The 19002-nt window shown below is 57.8% G+C and carries 18 protein-coding genes; 5 read left to right on the top strand and 13 right to left on the bottom strand.

What is annotated here, in order from left to right; genetic code table 11:
• Positions 1–87: 87 nt before the first annotated feature.
• The 6 genes from ACOTTU_RS03680 to ACOTTU_RS03655 form a co-directional block, all read right to left on the bottom strand.
• Positions 88–483 carry a DUF3307 domain-containing protein gene (locus tag ACOTTU_RS03680; protein ID WP_298912116.1) on the bottom strand — a complete coding sequence of 132 codons (396 nt, stop codon included), beginning with the start codon at positions 481–483 and terminating at the stop codon, positions 88–90.
• Positions 484–653: 170 nt separating this feature from the next.
• Positions 654–1763: an ABC transporter ATP-binding protein gene (locus ACOTTU_RS03675; RefSeq protein ID WP_298912119.1), complete on the bottom strand. Its 1110-nt coding sequence runs from the start codon at positions 1761–1763 to the stop codon at positions 654–656.
• 24 nt (positions 1764–1787) lie between these two features.
• On the bottom strand, positions 1788–3440 hold the full coding sequence (locus ACOTTU_RS03670; RefSeq protein ID WP_425656462.1) for an alpha-amylase family glycosyl hydrolase: 1653 nt from the start codon (positions 3438–3440) through the stop codon (positions 1788–1790).
• A 24-nt stretch (positions 3441–3464) separates the two neighbouring features.
• Entirely contained in the window at positions 3465–4589 is a 1125-nt protein-coding gene (locus ACOTTU_RS03665) for a carbohydrate ABC transporter permease (protein ID WP_425656112.1), read from the bottom strand.
• Complete coding sequence (locus ACOTTU_RS03660) at positions 4589–5569, bottom strand: carbohydrate ABC transporter permease (RefSeq protein ID WP_298912125.1); 981 nt, start codon at positions 5567–5569, stop codon at positions 4589–4591. The genes ACOTTU_RS03665 and ACOTTU_RS03660 overlap by 1 nt, the downstream gene beginning before the upstream one ends.
• A gap of 75 nt (positions 5570–5644) precedes the next feature.
• Positions 5645–7000, bottom strand: coding sequence for an ABC transporter substrate-binding protein (locus ACOTTU_RS03655; RefSeq protein ID WP_298912128.1), 1356 nt, complete (start codon positions 6998–7000; stop codon positions 5645–5647).
• Between the two features lie 254 nt (positions 7001–7254).
• Here ACOTTU_RS03655 and ACOTTU_RS03650 point away from each other — a divergent pair, with 254 nt between their 5' ends.
• Both ACOTTU_RS03650 and ACOTTU_RS03645 read left to right on the top strand, forming a co-directional pair.
• Positions 7255–8277, top strand: coding sequence for a substrate-binding domain-containing protein (locus ACOTTU_RS03650; RefSeq protein ID WP_425656111.1), 1023 nt, complete (start codon positions 7255–7257; stop codon positions 8275–8277).
• 10 nt (positions 8278–8287) lie between these two features.
• Positions 8288–9601: a GH1 family beta-glucosidase gene (locus tag ACOTTU_RS03645; protein ID WP_425656110.1), complete on the top strand. Its 1314-nt coding sequence runs from the start codon at positions 8288–8290 to the stop codon at positions 9599–9601.
• Here ACOTTU_RS03645 and ACOTTU_RS03640 read toward each other — a convergent pair.
• Positions 9598–10866 (bottom strand): cytochrome-c peroxidase, encoded by a 1269-nt coding sequence (locus ACOTTU_RS03640; protein WP_425656109.1) that lies wholly within the window; start codon positions 10864–10866, stop codon positions 9598–9600. The two genes, ACOTTU_RS03645 and ACOTTU_RS03640, sit on opposite strands and share 4 nt — an antisense overlap.
• A gap of 18 nt (positions 10867–10884) precedes the next feature.
• On the opposite strand from ACOTTU_RS03640, the gene ACOTTU_RS03635 reads away from it, so the two are divergent.
• Complete coding sequence (locus ACOTTU_RS03635; RefSeq protein WP_425656108.1) at positions 10885–11355, top strand: tetratricopeptide repeat protein; 471 nt, start codon at positions 10885–10887, stop codon at positions 11353–11355.
• 37 nt (positions 11356–11392) lie between these two features.
• Here the strand turns inward: ACOTTU_RS03635 and dctP are convergent, their stop codons facing one another.
• The 6 genes from dctP to ACOTTU_RS03605 form a co-directional block, all read right to left on the bottom strand.
• Entirely contained in the window at positions 11393–12451 is a 1059-nt protein-coding gene (gene dctP / locus ACOTTU_RS03630; RefSeq protein ID WP_425656107.1) for a TRAP transporter substrate-binding protein DctP, read from the bottom strand.
• A gap of 25 nt (positions 12452–12476) precedes the next feature.
• A complete protein-coding gene (locus ACOTTU_RS03625) occupies positions 12477–13766 on the bottom strand; it encodes a TRAP transporter large permease (RefSeq protein WP_298912146.1) in 1290 nt (429 codons plus the stop codon).
• Positions 13766–14356, bottom strand: a complete 591-nt coding sequence (locus ACOTTU_RS03620; RefSeq protein ID WP_425656106.1) for a TRAP transporter small permease — start codon at positions 14354–14356, stop codon at positions 13766–13768. Before ACOTTU_RS03620 ends, ACOTTU_RS03625 begins: the two co-directional genes overlap by 1 nt.
• Before the next feature lie 75 nt (positions 14357–14431).
• Positions 14432–14935, bottom strand: coding sequence for a flavin reductase family protein (locus ACOTTU_RS03615; RefSeq protein ID WP_425656460.1), 504 nt, complete (start codon positions 14933–14935; stop codon positions 14432–14434).
• Between the two features lie 20 nt (positions 14936–14955).
• Complete coding sequence (locus ACOTTU_RS03610; protein WP_425656105.1) at positions 14956–15846, bottom strand: aldo/keto reductase; 891 nt, start codon at positions 15844–15846, stop codon at positions 14956–14958.
• On the bottom strand, positions 15846–17000 hold the full coding sequence (locus ACOTTU_RS03605) for an LLM class flavin-dependent oxidoreductase (RefSeq protein WP_425656104.1): 1155 nt from the start codon (positions 16998–17000) through the stop codon (positions 15846–15848). Before ACOTTU_RS03605 ends, ACOTTU_RS03610 begins: the two co-directional genes overlap by 1 nt.
• Before the next feature lie 101 nt (positions 17001–17101).
• Here ACOTTU_RS03605 and ACOTTU_RS03600 point away from each other — a divergent pair, with 101 nt between their 5' ends.
• Together ACOTTU_RS03600 and ACOTTU_RS03595 are read left to right on the top strand one after the other, a co-directional pair.
• Complete coding sequence (locus ACOTTU_RS03600; protein WP_425656103.1) at positions 17102–17809, top strand: GntR family transcriptional regulator; 708 nt, start codon at positions 17102–17104, stop codon at positions 17807–17809.
• 10 nt (positions 17810–17819) lie between these two features.
• The gene (locus tag ACOTTU_RS03595; protein ID WP_425656102.1) at positions 17820–18914 is read left to right on the top strand and encodes a Gfo/Idh/MocA family protein; all 1095 of its coding nucleotides are present in this window, start codon (positions 17820–17822) and stop codon (positions 18912–18914) included.
• The last annotated feature ends 88 nt before the right edge of the window (positions 18915–19002 follow it).

The raw sequence follows: 19002 nt of genomic DNA, 5'->3' as shown, positions 1-19002 counted from the left end.
GGCGACGCCTGGACCGCCTTTGCCGCGTCATTCAGGTGCTAAAGCGCTCCTGAACAGACCCGCCAGACAGATTGGTTTGCCGTCAAATCAGACCATGTTCATCGAAACGAGCCAGAGCCAGATCATACCCACATAAGTCAATTGGTGCAGGGCCTGATCAACGCCCGATGCGCGCCAATACGCGGCATCAGAGGGCGTCAGCTGCTGGTCTGCTGTGTGTCGCCCTTTCCACCAGTCAATGTGAAAATGAACAACCCATTCCACCAATATCACCGGCAAAATAAAAGTAATCGCGGACCCCACCAGCAAAAACGCGAGCAAAGACCCCAACGCATGAACGCCAGCATGCAGAAATCGCCCCAGATGCAGATATTGATGGCGCCCATCCAGCATAATGCCGGTTTGCAGGAAGTAATCCGCCAGCATATGTTTCAATTGCAATAAGCATAATAAGATCAGCAACGTGCTGTAACTCGCAAACAAGGTTTTTCCTTTCACCCCGACCGTGGGTTAAAGATTAATGCTACAAATATGGGCCTGTAAATGCAGGTTTTGGCCCTCATACTCCTCATACTCAAATTCCCGCCGGTCATCGCAGGGGAAAATTCTGATCACGAACGCACTAACGGTCAGGTTGTGCGGGTCAACATACATCAACTGCCGCGATATAAAAGCGAATGTCCGTCGGCAAACAGATGCACTTTGGACGGATCGGCGGTCAGATGAAGCGTCTGGCCCCGCATATCCGTATGAATGCCCGCTAGTTTCGCGATCACCGTATCTGTCTGCTGACCGGAACTCGGGGCCTCAAAATAGAGTTGGGTCACCTCTCCCAACGCCTCGACAATCGTCACCTTGTCGGAGAAAGCATAGTTCTCACCATCCGTGGCAACCATGTCTTCGGGACGAATACCCACGTTCACCTTGCGTCCCTTATCATCCTCATTCGTGGGAATGTTCGCGGCAATGGTTCCGGCGCCGTCATCCACCTTGACGCGCGTCACCTGTCCCGTCTCGACGATTTCGCCGGCCAGCAGGTTCATGGCAGGGGATCCAATGAATTGGGCCACGAACTCGTTTTCCGGTCGCTCGTAAAGCTCCAGCGGTGTGCCAACCTGGGCAATGCCCTTGTTGGCCAGAACCACAATCCGGCTGGCAAGCGTCATGGCTTCCACCTGATCATGGGTCACGTAGATCATGGTGGAATTGGGCATGCTTTCCTTGAGCTGCGCGATCTCGATCCGGGTTGCCACCCGCAAGGACGCATCAAGGTTGGAGAGCGGTTCGTCGAAAAGATAGACCTTGGGATCACGCACAATCGACCGGCCAATGGCCACCCGCTGACGCTGCCCACCGGAAAGCGCCTTGGGCAAACGATCAAGGTATTCGTCCAGCTGCAACACCTTGGCGGCACGGCTGACCGCTTCGTCAATTTCAGCGGGCGTTTTCTTGGCGAGCTTCAGCGCAAAGGCCATATTGTCGCGCACCGTCATATGCGGGTAGAGCGCATAGGACTGAAACACCATCGCGATGCCACGTTGCGCAGGCGGCACATCATTCATCCGCTGCCCATCGATCTGCAACTCGCCACTGGTGATCTTTTCCAGACCGGCAATCATTCGCAATAGCGTCGATTTTCCGCAACCCGACGGACCCACAAAGACGATGAGCTCACCTGTGTCGATGTCCAGATTGATGTTTTTGAGAACCTCGACGCTGCCGCCATAGGCTTTACCCACATCGGTCAGATTCAAATTGGCCATATAGTGTCCCTCCCAAGACGTGGGTTAAGTCAGTTTCAGTGCCAGGCAAGCCTGCCAGGGTCCGAGATGCAGCTTGAAATCCGGGGAGGGCGTGGCCCCCCCGAGTTCATGCCCGATGGTCATCCAGTTGCCGGACGGCATGTCATGCAAGGACGGTGTGTCAGAAAGATTGAAGGCGCAGTACAGGGTTTGGCCTTCGTGCGAGCGCGTAAAATGCAAGACATCCCCGTCAGCAGTGACGCCGCCATGATCGCCTTTGATCAAGGCCGGATGTTCTTTGCGAAAAGCGATGGCGCGGCGATAATGGTGCAGGATGGCGCTCGGCTCTTCCTCCTGCGCGCTGACTGACCGGTTCAGGTGGTCATGACTAACAGGCAACCACGGAAACCCTTCGGAAAATCCGCCGTTCTGGTTCGAGGGCTCCCAGACCATGGGCGTTCTGCACCCGTCGCGGCCCTTGAACTCCGGCCAGAAAGCAATGCCATAGGGATCCTGCAAATCTTCAAAAGCCACGTCAGCTTCCGGCAGGCCCAGTTCCTCGCCCTGATAAAGGCAGACCGACCCGCGCAAACACATGATCATCGTGGCAAAAAGACGTTGCGCCTGCGGGGACAGGTTCCAGCGCGAGGCGTGGCGTTCCACGTCGTGATTGGAGAAAGCCCAGCAGGGCCAGCCGTCTTTGGCCACATGCTCAAGTTCTTCGAAGACCTGAGCCACCCGCGCCGCATCAAGCTTGGTTTTCGCCAGAAACTCAAAGGCATAGCACATATGCACCATTTCGGGGCCGCTGGTGTATTGTCCCAAAAGCTCCAGACCGCGCTGCGCATCGCCCACTTCACCGACGCAGGACGCGGCGGGATATTCATCCAGCAACGCCCGGAACCGTTTGAGGAACCCGATGTTTTCGGGCTGGTTCTTGGAATAAAGGTGTTCCTGATGATTATAGGGGTTCACGGAGGGTGCGATGTTGGCATTGCGCCGTTCAGGCGGCAGCGCCGGATTGTCGCGCAATTCCTTGTCCGCGTAGTAGAAGTTGATCGTATCCAGCCGGAACCCATCCACGCCCCGGTCCAGCCAGAAACGCGTTGTGGCGAGAATGGCGTCCTGGACGTCCTCATTATGGAAGTTGAGATCTGGCTGCTCGACCAGAAAATTATGCAGGTAATATTGCTCGCGGCCCGCATCCCATTGCCAGGCCGGACCGCCAAAGATCGACAGCCAGTTATTGGGCGGCGTGCCATCGGGTTTGGGGTCCGCCCAGACATACCAGTCGGATTTCGGATTGCTGCGATCCTTCTTGCTTTCCTGAAACCACGGGTGCTGATCGGAGGTATGGCTGAGCACCAGATCGATCATCACTTTCAGCCCGTGCTGATGCGCCGCCTCCACGACCACATCGAAATCGGCCAACGTGCCAAACATCGGATCAACATCGCAGTAGTCGCTGACGTCATAGCCGAAATCCTTCATCGGCGAGGTGAAGAACGGCGAAATCCAGATCGCATCCACGCCCAGCGAGGCGATGTAGCTCATGCGTTGCGAGATGCCGATCAGATCGCCGATACCATCCCCGTTGCTATCCTGAAAGCTGCGCGGGTAGATCTGGTAGATGACAGCGCCACGCCACCAGTCCTTATCCGTGGTGTCATAGGAATTATGCATGTCGATAGTGTCCATTTTTGTCATGGAACAGAGCTTTCTCTATTTAACGGACCCGGCCAACAGACCGCGCACCAGATAACGTTGCATTGTGAAGAAAACGATCAGCGGCACGGCAATGGAGATAAAGGCCGCCCCGGCCAGAATACCCCAGTCACCGCCGCGCGACCCCAGCAGGTCATCGGCGATTTTCACGGTCATGACCCAGCTTTCAGAATTCGACGGCAGGAACACCTTGGCGACCAGCAGGTCATTCCACGTCCACAGGAACTGGAAGATCGCAAAAGAGGCCAATGCGGGAAAGCTCAGCGGCAGCACGATCTTGGTGAAGACCTGGAAATCCGTGGCCCCGTCCACCTTGGCACTTTCGATAATGTCGCGCGGCAATCCGACCATGTAGTTACGCAAGAGATAGATCGCGAGCGGTAACCCAAAACCGGTGTGCGCCATCCAGATGCCCAGAAAGCTCTGCCCGATCCCGATCTTGTTGTGGAATTGCAGGAGCGGCACCAGTGCCAGTTGCAACGGTACCACCAAAAGCCCGACCACAATCGCGATCAACAGCCCCCTGCCCGCGAAATCCATCCACGCCAGCGCATAAGCCGCAAACGCCGCGATCAGGATAGGGATGATCGTGGCCGGAATGGTCACCGTCAGCGTATTGATAAACGCGATGTCCATATTGTTGGAGAACAGGATGGTGCGATAGTTATCCAGGGAAAATTCCGGCGGGGTCGCGGTGGAATAATAAACACTCGGATCGCGTTTGATTTCCTTGGGCGAGCGGTAGACGAAATCTCCGTTGGTCTGAACGGTCAGGCTGCGGTCGCGGGTCAGTTCAGCCGTCTCGCCCGCCGCACTGGCCGTCGGGTTGGAGCGCGCGCCGCCAAAGCGGATCACTTCGCCTTCGCCCCCCGAAAAGATATTGCCCTCGATGACAAAGAAATCACCATCCTGTTTCACTTCGCCAGCCGGAATTTTCGCCTGAAAATTCTGCTCAACTGCAAAGGGCGACAACCACCAGCCAGATGCCGATATCTGATCCCGGTCGCGGAATGACGACACCAGCAGACCAACCGTCGGGATCAGCCAGATCACCACCAGTAGAATAACCGAGATATTTACGGCCCAGCTCAGAGAGGATTTTGTACCTGCGATATTGTCCATTATCTCATCTCCGCTCTGGCTTGCCGGATATTCCAGATCATCACCGGCAGCACGATGATCATGATGACAAAGGCCACCGCGGTCGCACGCCCATCATCGCGGAACATGTAGGACATCATGTAACTGGGCAGGATTTCGGTGCCGAAATTACCCCCGGTCATGGTGTAGACGATGTCGAAAACCTTCAGGACCAGGATCGTGATCGTTGTCCAGACCACCACAATTGTGCCCATGATCTGCGGCACCTTGATCTTGAAAAAGACCTGAAACGGGTTGGCCCCGTCAATAATCGCCGCCTCGATGGTTTCTTCGGGAATGCCCCGCAAGGCCGCCGAGAGAATGACCATGGCGAAACCGGTCTGAATCCAGACCAGAATGAACATCAAGAAGAAGTTGTTCCAGAACCGGACCTGAAGCACATCCAGTGGCTCCTGCGCGCCAAAAAAATCCCGCAGCGCGTTGATCAGGCCGATATCAGCGTTATTGGCATAGACGAATTTCCAGATCAGCGAGGCCCCCACAAAGGAGATCGCCATGGGCATGAAGATCAGCGATTTGGCGATATTGCCCCACCTGAGCCGGTCCGTAAGCTGGGCCACCAGCAGGCCAAAGAAGGTGGCCGAGGCCGGCACCACGAGCACCCACAGGAAGTTGTTGAAGAGCGCGGTCTGAAACCCATCATCGGAAAACATCGTCGCATAATTGCCAAAACCGATGAATTCATCGCCTGCCCGGTTGTAGAGCGAGCGCCAGAAAGAACCGACCACCGGGTAGACCAGATATAGCCCCAAAGCGCCCATGGCCGGCAGCAGAAACAGCCACGGACGTACCAGATTGGCACGGTTGATGTTCACGCCGGGATTATCCCCACGGGCCGGAAAGATCACCTTGTCGAGGATCAGGTTGGACAGGAAAAAATACCCCACACAACCACCGACGCCGATGATGACGGTTACAATGCCTTGAACCAGTGGCGACATGGTCGTTCCTCCCCCAATACTTCAGATGGCGTTACGCGCAGACCGACCGCTCCGGACCGGTCTGCGCCTGTAGATTTACTGGATGGCGTCCCAGCGTTCCTGAATGCCTTTGGCCACGGCCTCGGCATCGGCACCTGTCGTGTAATCAACCATCCCGGTCCAGAAGGCCCCGGCCCCGATTTCACCGGGCATCAGGTCGGAGGCATCGAACCGGAATGTCGTTGCATTCAGCAGAATGTCCCCCTGAGCACGCAGGCTGTCTTCGGCATAGGTGGCGGTGTTGACACCGGCATGCGGTGTCAGGAAGCCGCCCTGCGCCATCCAAAGCTCGTGCGCGATGGGTGTTTTGAGGAATTCAACGAAGGCGTTTGTGGCCTCCGATGGATTTGTGATGGCAAAGAGCGTTCCCGCACCCAGCACAGGTTTACCCAAATCTTTTTCCGCATAGGCCGGGAAATAGAAGAAGTCGACATCCTCACCCACAACCGTTCCTTCGGGGAAGAAAGCCGGAATGAAAGACGCCTGCCGATGCATGTAGCATTTGGGCGGGATCGAAAAGAGGCCCGCCGGGCTGTCGCGGAAATCGGTATTCGCTACCGCAGAGGCGCCCCCATCCACATACGCATCGTTTCGCGCGAAATAGCCAAACTCTTCCATCGCCGCGACCACTTTGGGATCGTCAAACTTCATGTCGTTGGACACCCAGGCGTCGTAGTCTGCCGGTGACTGCGTGCGCAGCATCATTTCTTCAACCCAATCGGTTGCCGGCCATCCCGTGGCGGCACCGGACCCCAGGCCGATACACCATGGTGTGCCCCCCTCTTCCACGATCGTGTCGGTCAGCTCCTTGAGCTCTTCCATGGTTTCGGGAATGTCATAGCCCGCTTCGTCAAAAGCTTCCGGGGAATACCAGACCAGAGACTTTACATCGACGCGGTAGAAAAGCCCGTATGTGGCATTCTCGCCATCGGCATTCGCATAGGTGCCCAAATCAACCCAGGACTGGCCAGCCGCATAGTTCTCCTTGATCCAGTCTGCCGATCCTTCCGGCAATGGGGTCAGTAATCCCTGGCTTGCAAGATCAGCCGCCAAACCGGGCTGCGGGAAAACTGCAAGATTGGGCGCTGAGCCGGATCGTGTCGAAATCACGATGTCCTGTTCGAAGCTGTCGGAACCGGAATAATTGACGGTCGCGCCGGTCGCCGTTGTGAAATAGGAAAAGACCTTGTCGACTTTCTCTTTCTCATTGCCGGTCCAGGGTCCGGTGATTTCGACGGTTTGACCGCTCAGGTCATAGGCATCCGCGATTGCATTGTAGCTGTCCCAGTTGAAATCGCCCTCACCAACCGCAAATGGCTGGTGGCCATCGCCGTGGGCCGTACCTGCGAAAAGAGCCAGCGCCGCGGCGCCAGCATAAAATCGTGCTTTCATCATTTCCTCCCGGTGTGGCGTTTGATCCGCCACTGATTGTCCCAAAATTTGAGCGTTAAGAATCACTTCAAAGCGCTTTGGATAGCGGAAAAGTGACCTACGCAGACAATTCTGTCAACTTAAGGTTGGGTTTCGCAATAGGATTCAAAGCGATAGGGATATTGCGCAGATTTAAGCGTGTTTCCGCTTTGACCTACAGCCCAACGGTGCATAGGCTAAGCCGGATAAATTGCGCTCAGAGACAATCAGGTGTCATGAATTTACGAGAACTATCAAAGCGGCTGAACCTGTCTCAGACGACCGTAAGCCGAGCCCTGAACGGCTATCCGGAAGTTAATGAAGCCACCCGAAAGCGCGTCGCGGAAGCCGCGCAGCTCTACAATTACCGTCCCAATGTGCGCGCACAAACGCTTGCCACGGGGCGGTCGATGTCCATCGGGCATATCATCCCCTTTTCCAAGCAAAGCGAAATGGTCAACATCGTTTTCGCGGATTTCATTGCAGGCGCTGGAGAGGTCTATTCAACGCACGGCTATAACATGACCCTGACCGTGGTGCGCGATGAGGACGAATTAAGCGCCTACCGGGGGGTTGCGGAAAAAGGGGCTGTGGACGGGATCATCGTGCATTCACCTGCCCGTAATGATCCGCGGATTGCGTTTCTGGCGGATCTGGACATTCCGTTTCTGGTGCACGGCCGCGCCTCGGAAGTGACCCTGCCCTATTCATGGATGGACGTGAACAATACCCGGGCAATCGAGACGGGAACCCAATATCTTCTGGATCTTGGACATCGCCGGATCGGGCTGATCAACGGTCAGGAGCGTATGGATTTCGCCCAACGGCGCAGAGACGGTTATCTTTCAGCACTGAGAGCGGCAGGCCTGGCAGCGGATGAAACCATCATGCGCTCGGGAGAGATGAATGAACCCCACGGCTACCAGTCGACGCTTGAGTTGCTGGCCAGTGCGGACCCACCGACCGCTTTTGTGACATCGTCGATTGTGCCGGCTTTGGGCATCAGACGTGCCTTGGAAGAGCGCGGGCTGAAGATAGGGCGCGATGTCTCGGTGCTCTGTTATGACGATGAAATCTCCTACCTGCCCAATGGGACCGAGACCCCGATCTTTACCGCCATGCGCTCTTCCGTGCGCGATGCGGGGCGGCGTTGTGCCGAAATGCTGATGGAGCAGATAATGGCCCCCACGCCTCAAATCAAAACGGAGCTTTGGGACGCAGAACTTGTCATTGGCATGTCAACCGGGCCGGTAGGGTAAGAGGGATATCATGAAGTTCAACAGGTCGGATTTTCCCGAAGGCTTCCAGTTTGCCGCAGCTACCTCCAGCTATCAGATCGAAGGCCACAAGTTCGGGGGTGCGGGCAAAACCCACTGGGACACGTTCGCCGCGACACCCGGCAATGTGGTGCGCGCCGAAAACGGGGATGTCGCCTGCGATCACTATCACCGCATGGACGAAGACCTCGACCTGATGCAGGCGCTTGGGCTGGATGCCTACCGGTTTTCCACAAGCTGGGCACGCGTGCTGCCGGACGGGCGGGGTCAGCCCAATGCCGAAGGTCTGGATTTCTACGACCGGCTGGTTGACGGGTTATTGGCGCGCGGGCTGAACCCCATGGTCACGCTTTATCACTGGGAATTACCGGTAGCACTTGCGGATTTGGGCGGCTGGCGCAACCCCGACATCTCGCACTGGCTGGCTGATTACACCACGGTGATCATGAAACGCATCGGCGATCGCGTTTTCAGTGCGGCCCCCATCAATGAACCCTGGTGTGTGGGGTGGCTGTCGCATTTCATGGGCCATCACGCCCCGGGGCTGCGCGACATTCGCGCGACCGCTCATGCGATGCACCACGTGCTGACCGGTCACGGGCGTGCCATTCAGGCCATGCGGGCGCTGGGAGTGAAAAATCTCGGCGCCGTGTGCAATTTCGAATACGCGCACCCGGCGGATGACAGCGCGCAGGCGGCTGAGGCGGCGCGGCTTTATGACGGCTATTACAATCGCTTCTTTCTGGGCGGTCTGTTCAAAGGCGCATATCCCGAGGACGTGATGGAAGGCCTTGCACCCCATATGCCGAAAGGCTGGCAGGATGATTTCGACCTGATCGGCCAGCCACTGGATTGGTGCGGGCTGAACTACTACACCTGCAAACGCATCGCCCCCGTTGACGGTGCCTGGCCCGCGCACACAGAAGTGCCGGGCCCCCTGCCCAAGACCCAGATGGGCTGGGAAATCTATCCCGAGGGGCTGCACCACTTCTTGAACTGGGTGCATGAAACCTACACCAAAGGCCTGCCGCTTTACGTCACCGAGAACGGCATGGCAAACCCGGACGCGGTCGATGTGCCGGATCAGGCACGTATCGACTACCTGAACCAGCACGTAAATGCCGCCCGGAAAGCTATAGAAGACGGCGTGCCGCTGGCGGGTTACACCTTCTGGTCCCTGATGGACAACTACGAATGGGCGCTGGGATATGAAAAACAGTTCGGGTTGATCCACGTGGATTTCGACACTCTGCAACGCACGCCCAAAGCCTCCTACCACGCGCTGGCCAAAGCCCTTGCGCGTTAAGGCTCAAACCACTTGGGCACACCAAAAGGCGGATCATCAACCGTCGTCCCGGTCAGGCTCTCCAGAAAGGCCACAATCTGTTTGATCTCGGCATCCTCCAGATGACGGGGCTTTTGCGTGATCGCACGGCGTTGCCGCACCATTTCCAGCCGGTCGGACTGAATGACAAAATCCGTAGCGGCAAGCCAGGGGGCGTCAGGCAGATGCGCATCCCCTGGCGTCCAGATCGCACGCGCCGCCACCGGATCCAGATGGTGGCGCACCATGGCCTCCAACGTCGCATGCGCACCGTTATGACCATAAGGCGCTGTCAGTGCCACATTGCGCAGCATGGGCGTGCGGAACGCATAGGCGTCCTCAAGGCGATTGCTTTCGCCCATGCGGCCCACATCGCGCGCGTAGGGGTCAAAGCCGCGCGTGCGCCCCGGCCCGAAGGCTGGCAAACCCAAGGCATGGAACGCCTGATCGGTCATCAGCGGCCCGGAATGGCAGCTGTCACATTCTGCCTTGCCATAAAACAGCGCCATGCCCGCCCGCTGATCCGACGAGAGCGCGGATGTGTCACCGGCAAGATAGAGATCAAAGGGGCTGTCGATGCTGGTCCATTCCTGCGCCATGAAAGCGGCAAGGGCATTAGCAATCTCGACGATGCTCACCTCTTCGGACGCGTCGATATGATCAAAGGCCGCGACAAACCAGGGGCCGTATTTTTCGTCAATACGCACCCGTTTGGAGATGATCGGCCAGGCGGCGTCAATCCGGTCATGCACTGCCCCGATAATCTCGTTTTCACCGGGATTACCCGCCATTTCAAACTGCGCAACCAGCGGAAATACCGCCTGTGCCGCCAGTAACGAATTCAGACCCTTGGGCAGCCATTCCTCAGCCGGTGAATTGAACCCGTTGCCAAAGATGTCCGACCGGCTCAGCCGACCGTCCTGAAACATCACGTCAAGATCGCGCGCGCCCAGGTTCCACAGGCCAGGTGCGTTCCGGGGGATGCGTTTGGCGATCCGCGACAGCCCTGTGCCGGTGGTGCGTTTCGGGCCCAGCCCCACACCCCCTTCGCCGATGCCCAGCGACAGCCCGTCGCCGGTGCCGAAATCAGGGTGGTGACAATGGGCGCAGGCAATATTCCGGTTGCCCGACAGGATGGTATCGTAGAACAAGGAGTGACCCAGCGCCGCCTGCGCCTTGTCGAATTCCAGAAAATCTGCGGCAGTCAGCGGCGGCGGCAGATCCCCTGCCCCGGCAACGGTGGCCAAACAGGAGAAAACCAGACCATGCGCGCCATACTTCTTGCCACCCTGCTGCTTGCCACTCCGGCCTTTGCCGAGATTGAAGAGGCGCGCGACATGATGGAGGAAGGCCGCTTTGAAGCGGCGTATGACGCGCTCTGGCCTGCGGCACGGTCGGGCAATGCCGATGCGGAGGAACTGATCGGCGTGATGTACGCCATGGGGCTGGGTGTGCCGCGCGATGATACCCGCGCGTTCGAATGGTATCTGCGCTCGGCGATGAAGGGTCATCCCGGTGCGCAATCTGGTGTTGGCTGGTACTATGAGGTGGGCCGGGGCCTGCCCGCTGTCGATCTGGTGCGCGCCTATATGTGGTACACGTTGTCGGCCATCGGCGGTGACCCGGATGCGGCGATCAGTCTGGAAGAGATCGTCAAGAAGATGACCCGGGAAGAGATCGAAAAGGCGCATGTTCTGGTCGCAGATTACAAGGTCTGGATGTATCCGTTCCGGTAACAATGGGGCGGCCCAATAAGACCGCCCCACGTCCTGTTCAGTTCAGGTCAGCCGCGCGCGCCGCATTGACCTCGGCTTCGGCTTCCGCAACCGCTGAAGTCAGCGCGTCAAAGACTTCTTCGCCACGACCGACATTGCCTTTGAACCAGTCATAAACCGGTGCAGCAGCTTCCTTGAACGCCGCCTTTTCGTCAGGTGTCGGCACATAAAGATCACCACCTTCGGCGACAAACTGTTCATAGGCGGCAATGGATTTGCGCTTGGGTGAGGCGAATGTCGCTTGTTGCAAGGCGCTAAAACCATCCACAACCACGCGGCGCATGTCTTCGGGCATCTCCATGAAGCGCGCATTGCTCATCCACCACAGCGCGCCCATGTAGGCGTGACCGTCGAGGGTCACGTATTTCAGACCAGCATCGGGGAATTTCATGCCCATGATGTCGGTGATGCCGTTTTTGGAGCCTTCAACCACGCCGGTCTGGAAGGAGGTGAAAAGCTCGGGCCACGGGATCGGTGTCGGTGCCGCGCCAAGTGCCTTGACAAGCTCCTGCGGCAGATCGGCAACCACAGTGCGGATTTTCAGCCCTTCCATGTCTGCCGGGGCCGCCACGCGGCGCTTGGTATTGGCGAAATTGCGCCAGCCGCCGGTGTTGCCGATGGTCATCAGACGAATGGAATCGCCGGAATCCTCCAACGCCATGCTGCGCAGCTTGCGGGTGAAATCGCCCGTCAGAACGGCCTCTGCGATCCGGTCATCGGCCATCAGATAGGGCAGATCCAGCACCTGCACGTAAGGGAAAATGCCCGACGCCCCACCGGATGTGGAGATGTAGACGTCGATGGAGCCATCCGCCACGCCCTGCAGACATTCCGCCCCATTGCCGCAAAGCTGCGTGCCGATGAAAAGCTCCACCTCGATGGCCCCGTTGGACGCGGCCTCAACATAGTTCTTGAAAACCACCAGACCATCGTAGTCTTCGTCGTTTTCGTTGGAGTTGGCCGTGGCCCGCAGCGTGTAATCGGCTGCGGATGCAGCGATGGTCGACCCGGCCAGCAAGGCCGCCACAGTCAGTGATTTCAGAGTGTTTTTCAGCATTAAGCTTTCTCCCGTTGGTTTTTCATTAATTCGCAAAGCCCGTCAGACGCGGGATTGTCATGGATATTGCCGGCACATAGGTGATCAGGAATATCACCAGAATTTCAACTGCCAGAAATGGCAGGATCGCCTTGGAGATCGTTTCCACCCTTTCACCCGATACCGATGAGGCGACAAAAAGCACCAGCCCCATGGGCGGCGTGGCCAGACCCACGGTCAGGTTGACGCTCATGATGATCGCAAAGTGGATCGGGTCAACCCCGAGGCTGACAAAGATGGGGCCAAGGATGGGGCCAAGGATGATGATCGCCGGACCGGCATCGAGAAACATCCCCACCACGAACAAGAGCAGGTTGATCAGGAAAAGCAGGATCAGCGGATTGCTGGTCAGACCCAGCACGAATTCCGCCATGGCCTCGGGTGCGTGGCTGAGGCTGACAACGGTTTTGAACGCCATCGCCGCACCGACCAGCAGCAGAACAACGGCGGATGTGATCCCGGCGCGGTTCAGAACATCCGGCAAATCGCTGATCTTCAACGTCCGCATGACGAAGATACCGATGAAAAGCGCGTAGGCCACGGCCACGGCGGCGGCTTCGGTGGGGGTAAAGACACCCGCAAGGATACCGCCCAGAATGATCACCGGCGTCAGCAGCGGAAAGAAAGCCTTCAGGCTCGCCTGCCCGCGTTCCCCCCATGTATGCTTTTTTGTGGCCACCGGGAAATCGTATTTGTCGGCCTGGTATTTGACCATCAGCATCAGTCCGACGCCCACCAGAACGCCGGGCACGATGCCTGCCAGAAACAGCGCCGCAACGCTTTCCCCCATCACATAGGCATAAATGATCATGATGCCTGAGGGCGGAATGATCGGGCCGATCACCGAGCTTGCCGCAGTGATCGCGGCGGCAAATTTACGGGTATAGCCCTGTTTTTCCATGGCGGGGATCAGCATCGACCCCAGCGCGGAGGTATCGGCCACGGCTGAGCCCGACAGACCCGCAAAAAGCATCGACGACAGGATATTCACATGCGCCAGACCACCGCGAAAATGCCCCATCATGGCCTGGGAGAATTCCACCAGCCGCATGGTGATCCCGCCCCGGTTCATCAACTCTCCGGCCAGCATAAAGAAGGGGATCGCCATGAGAGGAAAGCTGTCCATCCCATTGTAAAGGTTGCGATAAAGCAGGGTGATGTCGCGCTCCTGCCCGTTCAGCCAAAGCAGAATACCCGGTGCTGCGAGCAGGCCGAAAAACACGGGCAAGCCGATCATCAGGAAGACAAGGAAAAGCGGAAGGAACCAGACCAGCATCATTCAGCTCCCACTTGTTCTTCGAGCGATATGGCGGGCAAGTGGGCTTCGCCACCCATCATTTTCACGATGGCCCGCAGGATCAGTTCCACATTGACCGAAATCAGCAGGATGATTCCCAAAAGCAGCGAAGCCATCATCCAGCTACGCGGGACGCGCAGCCAGGTCTCGAAACTCAAATCCATAGGAACATAAAGCGAGGCGGTTGCGAATTTCCCGGCAAATCCAGTGACTTCCGACCAACCGATTTGCACCGCGACAATCAGCACACCCAGGCTGACAAAAAGCAGAAACAGGCTGATCAGCGCACCCAGCCGCACCGGCAAAAGGCGGATCAGCGTGTCGATGGCCACGAAACCGCCGCGCCGAAAGGCAGTCGGCGCCATCAGGCCCGTCATCCACAACATACAAAACCGTGCGGCCTCATCGGGCCAGGGCAGCGCATTGTTCAGCGCATAGCGGTAAAACACCTGAATGAGGATCGCCACCACCATGGCCGCCACAGCGAACACGCCAATGGCCCTGCCCAAGGTGAGCAACGCCTCATTCACCAGCCGGAGCGGTGTCATCACCGCCAGCAGTGCTCCCATATCGGAGCCTCCTCCCTGTTGCCCGCTTTTGCGAGCTTTCAAACGGTCTGCGCCGTTCGTGTTATTGGCCCGTGTTTAGGGCCGGTTGTCAAACCGTCTGAAACGGCCTTGGCAGAAAATCAGCGCCTCCCCCTCCCGGGAAGCAGCTGACAGGACACGCCCCAGTACGATCGCATGATCGCCTGCGTCGTGTATCTGGTATGTGCTGCATTCAAATCGCGCCAGACAGTCGCCCAGCAACGGCACGCCTTGGGCGTTCAATTCCACGTCCAACCCATCGAAAGCCTGACCGGAACGGGCAAAGCCCATGGCGATATCTTCGTGTTCGGAGGCCATGACGTGGATCGCAAAATGTTTCGCAGCCTCGAAGTGCTGAAACCGGCTTGATGATTTGGCCGGGCTCCACATCACTAGCGGCGGATCCATCGAAATACTGGAAAACGAATTTGCCGTCATGCCGATCGGACCCGTCGGTGTCTGCGCCGTCACAACGGTCACACCGGTTGAGAATTGGCCAAGTGCGTCACGAAACTGGCGCGCGGTAGCTGCGGCGGGCATGAAAGGGCGCAATTGCGTCATCTGACGTGAACCATCTGCCATTATGGCACCTCCTGACCGTTTGCGGCCTCATAAAGCTCGAACCATGTCTGGCGGTCCATTTCCACACGCAGCGCATCGCTGAAACTGGCGATCCGCGACAATGTATTGGTGCCCATGACCGGCAAGATGCCCGCCGGATGCGCCAGCAGCCAGGCCACGGCGACGGCGGCACGATCCACACCTTGCGCCTCTGCCACATGGTCCATTTTTGCGGTCAGATCACTGCTGTCCGTCATTAAACTGCCCCCGCCCAGCGGCGACCAGGCCATCGGGCTGATCCGATGCTGTTGCAGATGCGCCAGATCGCCATTTGTGAAACTGTCGCGCGCGGCAAGCGACACTTCGATCTGATTGGTCACCAGAGGGTTGCTCATCACCGATTGCAGCAAATCCCAGTCCCAGGGGCGAAAATTCGATACGCCTGCGGCCCGGATCTTGCCGCTTTGGATCAGCGCGTCGAGGGCTGCACCGGTCTCGGCGGCATCCATCATCGGGTCGGGCCGGTGAATGAGCAGCAAGTCGATCTGCTCAATCCCCATATAGCTCAGCGACGCCTCGACGGAGGCCTGAATATGCGCAGCTGAAGTGTCGTAATATTTCACCCGCCGGTCACTGTACTTGCCAATCGGCGCGACGATGTCGCATTTGGTGACGATTTCGAGCTTGTCGCGCAGCCCCGGGCTTTGTTTCAGACAGGCGCCCAGCACTTCTTCGGCGACATAGCCGCCGTAGATATCGGCCTGATCCATGGTCGTGATGCCCTGGGCTAAACAGGCTTCGATCTTGGCGCGCACATGTTCGGGCGATGTGTTTTCATCATCGGCAAGCCGCCACATGCCATAGACAATGCGGCTGAATTCAAGCGTGTCGGAAAGGGCTACACGGTCCATCAGCGGCGATCTCCTGCGGCAAGCGGTGTCATGGGTGCCGCGGTCGGCACACGTCCGTAAGCCTCTGGCAGTGAACAGGTTTTCAGATGCGGCATCACCAAACGACCAAAATGTTCGGCTTCATCAATATGGGGATAGCCGGAAAAGATAAACGCGCGAATGCCCATTTTCTGATAGGCTTCGATCTCTGACATGACCTGATCGGCAGACCCCACCAGCGCCGCACCACAGCCGGACCGCGCGCGCCCCACACCTGTCCACAGATGCGGTTCTACATAGCCAAATTCATCGGCAATATCGCGGTTCTTAGATTGATGCGACACACCCAGAGAAGTCGCATCCAGAGCGCGCTCACGGATTTTGCGACCGTAATCGTCATCCAGCTTGGAGACGATGTAATCCGCGTATTCCTTGGCCTCGGCTTCGGTGTCGCGTACGATCATATGCACGCGTAAACCGTAATCCAGCGTCCGGCCTTTTTCTGCCGTGCGGGCGTGCACCGCCTGCATCCGGCCTGCTATCTGTTCCTTGGGCTCGGGCCACATCAGGTAGACGTCACAATGTTCCGCACACAGATCGAGTGCGGCCGGAGAATACCCCCCGAAATAGAGCAGCGGCCCTCCGGTCTGATAGGGTTTTGCCGGGTCCGATGTCACGCTGGAGAATTGATAGACCTCGCCCTGATGGTTGATCTCGTCCTGTGTCCAGGCCTGTTTGAGAATCTCGACGACCTCGCGCGACCGTTGATACCGGAAACTGCTGTCTGCCTTTTCACCGGGAAAATCGGAACTGATGATATTGACCGTCAGACGCCCTTCAAGCATGTGATCGAGTGTTGCGATGGTGCGCGCCAGCATGATGGGTTGCATTTCGCCGCAACGCACCGCCGCCAGCAGGTTGATTTTCGACGTAATCGGCGCGCATCCTGCGACAAAGCTCAGCGTGTCCTGCCCCACCTGATAGGAAGACGGACACAGGATGTTGCGGAACCCCTGTGCTTCTGCGGTTTTCACGATGTCAGAACAATGCGCCCAGCTTGAGCGCAAATCACCATCCGGCACGCCCAGAAACTGATAGTCATCCGAGCAAAGCGCAGAAAACCACGACACTTCTGCCGCATCCAGATCAGCTGAGGTTACCGGCACGATCGTCATAAATGTCCCTTTGCGCGGATTGCGTTGATTTCCTCTTGAATAGCATTCGCAAACTGGTAGATCAATGGTGTATCAATTCTCAATTTCCACGGCACTGTTCGATGGCCCTGTCCCAGCAAAATACAAACGCCCTGCCCAAATATATCCAGTTGAGCGAACTGCTCATCCGGGACATTGATGCCGGTCGCTTGCTGGATGGTGAGCGTTTGCCGCCAGAGCGCGAGATGGCGCAGGCGCTTGGCACCTCCATCGGGACATTACGCAAGGCGCTGGCAGATCTTGAAAGCAAAGGCCTGCTGCGCCGGGTGCAGGGGTCGGGCAACTACATCCGCAAATCGGCCAAGGCTGCCGGTGTCTATGCCATGTTCCGGCTTGAATTGCTGTCTGGCGGCGGCCTGCCCACAGCCGATATCCTGTCAGTCGAAAGTCAGATCAAACCCTCCGATCTGCCGCCCTTTGGCACCAGCAATCGCGCGACCCGCATCCGGCGGCAGCGCTACCTCAATGATGTAGCAATTGCGGTGGAAGAAATCTGGCTGGATGCCAGCGTCGGAGAGTTGAGCGCGGATCTGCTGTCCGATTCTCTCTATCACACCTATCTGAAACGCCTGCATTTCTGGATCACACGCGCAGAAGACCGGGTTAGCATTGGCACCCTGCCCGACTGGACCCCGTCCCTTTTCGGGGCGTTGGGCGAGCCCAGCGGATATATTGAACGGTTCAGCTGGTCCGACCAGCCCCATTCGATCGAATTCTCACGCACATGGTTTGACACCACCAAAGCCGTCTACGTACAGCGGCTGAAATAAGGACACCCCAATGACCAAGACCACGCGATACGGCCTGATTGGCTGCGGCATGATGGGCCAGGAGCACATCAAGAACATCGCCCTGCTGCCGGACACCGCTGTAACCGCGATTTTCGAACCCGATGCCGGGATGCGCGCAATCACGGCGCAGCTTGCGCCGGATGCGAAATTCGTGGAGAGCCTGGGCGATCTGCTGGCCATGGCTGAACTGGATTGTGTGGTGATCACCAGCCCGAATTTCTGTCACGCAGCACAAATCACCGAAATTGCCGCCAAACGGCCACTGCCTTTGCTGGTGGAAAAGCCCCTGCTCACCGATCCCAATGACATTCCCACTCTGACGCAGATTGCAGCCTCCTATCCCGCGCCGATCTGGGTGGCGATGGAATACCGTTACATGCCGCCCATCGCCGCTCTGCTGCAGGACGCAGACGCTGTGACCGGCGGCACCAGACTGCTGACGATCCGCGAACACCGATTTCCCTTTTTGCCAAAGGTTGGCCACTGGAACCGGTTCAGCCAGCAGACCGGCGGCACATTTGTCGAGAAATGCTGCCATTTCTTCGATCTCATGCGCCTGATTATCGGCACCGATCCGATCCGCGTCATGGCCAGTGCCGGGCAGGATGTGAACCATCTGGACGAAGCTTATGACGGTGCCGTGCCCGACATTCTGGACAACGGCTACGTCATTGTCGATTTCGAGGGCGGTGCACGGGCGCTGCTGGAGCTTTGCATGTTTGCTGAAGGCGCACGCTATCAGGAGGTCATTTCCGCAGTGGGTGCCACCGGAAAGATCGAGGCCCATGTTCCCGGCCCCACCCGGTTCTGGCCTGCCGATCTCGGGCCTTCACCGACGCCAATTCTTGAAATCAGCCCCCGCGCACCGAAACGCCCAGAAATCCGCGAAATCCCTGTCGATCCGACGTTGCTCAAAGCCGGTGATCATAACGGATCGACCTTTTACCAACACCAGGGTTTTCTGGCCTTGTTGCGCGGTGCGCGCTCTCAACCTGACGTATCTTTTGAGGACGGGCTCTGGGCGGTGAGAATGGGCATGGCCGCTCAGCAATCGGCAGCCACAGGTCAGGCCGTGGCGCTTTAGTCTAAAAAAACGACATCGCGCGGCGAAATGGTGGTTGACCGCGCGCGCCGGCTCAGGTCCCTTTTCATCAGCTTGAAAAGGAAGTGCC

The organism is Roseobacter sp. EG26 (assembly GCF_049830555.1).
Classification (GTDB): Bacteria; Pseudomonadota; Alphaproteobacteria; order Rhodobacterales; family Rhodobacteraceae; genus Roseobacter.
The sequence above is the reverse complement of the archived record's forward strand: the minus strand, read 5'-3'. Positions and strand labels throughout refer to the sequence as shown.

Bases quoted from the DNA above. Each gene is read 5' to 3' on its own strand.
- ACOTTU_RS03650 (WP_425656111.1), top strand. From the start codon at position 7,255: ATGAATTTACGAGAACTATCAAAGCGGCTGAACCTGTCTCAGACGACC.
- ACOTTU_RS03675 (WP_298912119.1), bottom strand. From the start codon at position 1,763: ATGGCCAATTTGAATCTGACCGATGTGGGTAAAGCCTATGGCGGCAGC.
- ACOTTU_RS03595 (WP_425656102.1), top strand. From the start codon at position 17,820: ATGACCAAGACCACGCGATACGGCCTGATTGGCTGCGGCATGATGGGC.
- ACOTTU_RS03670 (WP_425656462.1), bottom strand. From the start codon at position 3,440: ATGGACACTATCGACATGCATAATTCCTATGACACCACGGATAAGGAC.
- ACOTTU_RS03655 (WP_298912128.1), bottom strand. From the start codon at position 7,000: ATGAAAGCACGATTTTATGCTGGCGCCGCGGCGCTGGCTCTTTTCGCA.
- ACOTTU_RS03665 (WP_425656112.1), bottom strand. From the start codon at position 4,589: ATGGACAATATCGCAGGTACAAAATCCTCTCTGAGCTGGGCCGTAAAT.
- ACOTTU_RS03600 (WP_425656103.1), top strand. From the start codon at position 17,102: ATGGCCCTGTCCCAGCAAAATACAAACGCCCTGCCCAAATATATCCAG.
- dctP (WP_425656107.1), bottom strand. From the start codon at position 12,451: ATGCTGAAAAACACTCTGAAATCACTGACTGTGGCGGCCTTGCTGGCC.
- ACOTTU_RS03660 (WP_298912125.1), bottom strand. From the start codon at position 5,569: ATGTCGCCACTGGTTCAAGGCATTGTAACCGTCATCATCGGCGTCGGT.
- ACOTTU_RS03615 (WP_425656460.1), bottom strand. From the start codon at position 14,935: ATGACGCAATTGCGCCCTTTCATGCCCGCCGCAGCTACCGCGCGCCAG.
- ACOTTU_RS03605 (WP_425656104.1), bottom strand. From the start codon at position 17,000: ATGACGATCGTGCCGGTAACCTCAGCTGATCTGGATGCGGCAGAAGTG.
- ACOTTU_RS03635 (WP_425656108.1), top strand. From the start codon at position 10,885: ATGCGCGCCATACTTCTTGCCACCCTGCTGCTTGCCACTCCGGCCTTT.
- ACOTTU_RS03610 (WP_425656105.1), bottom strand. From the start codon at position 15,846: ATGGACCGTGTAGCCCTTTCCGACACGCTTGAATTCAGCCGCATTGTC.
- ACOTTU_RS03645 (WP_425656110.1), top strand. From the start codon at position 8,288: ATGAAGTTCAACAGGTCGGATTTTCCCGAAGGCTTCCAGTTTGCCGCA.
- ACOTTU_RS03625 (WP_298912146.1), bottom strand. From the start codon at position 13,766: ATGCTGGTCTGGTTCCTTCCGCTTTTCCTTGTCTTCCTGATGATCGGC.
- ACOTTU_RS03620 (WP_425656106.1), bottom strand. From the start codon at position 14,356: ATGGGAGCACTGCTGGCGGTGATGACACCGCTCCGGCTGGTGAATGAG.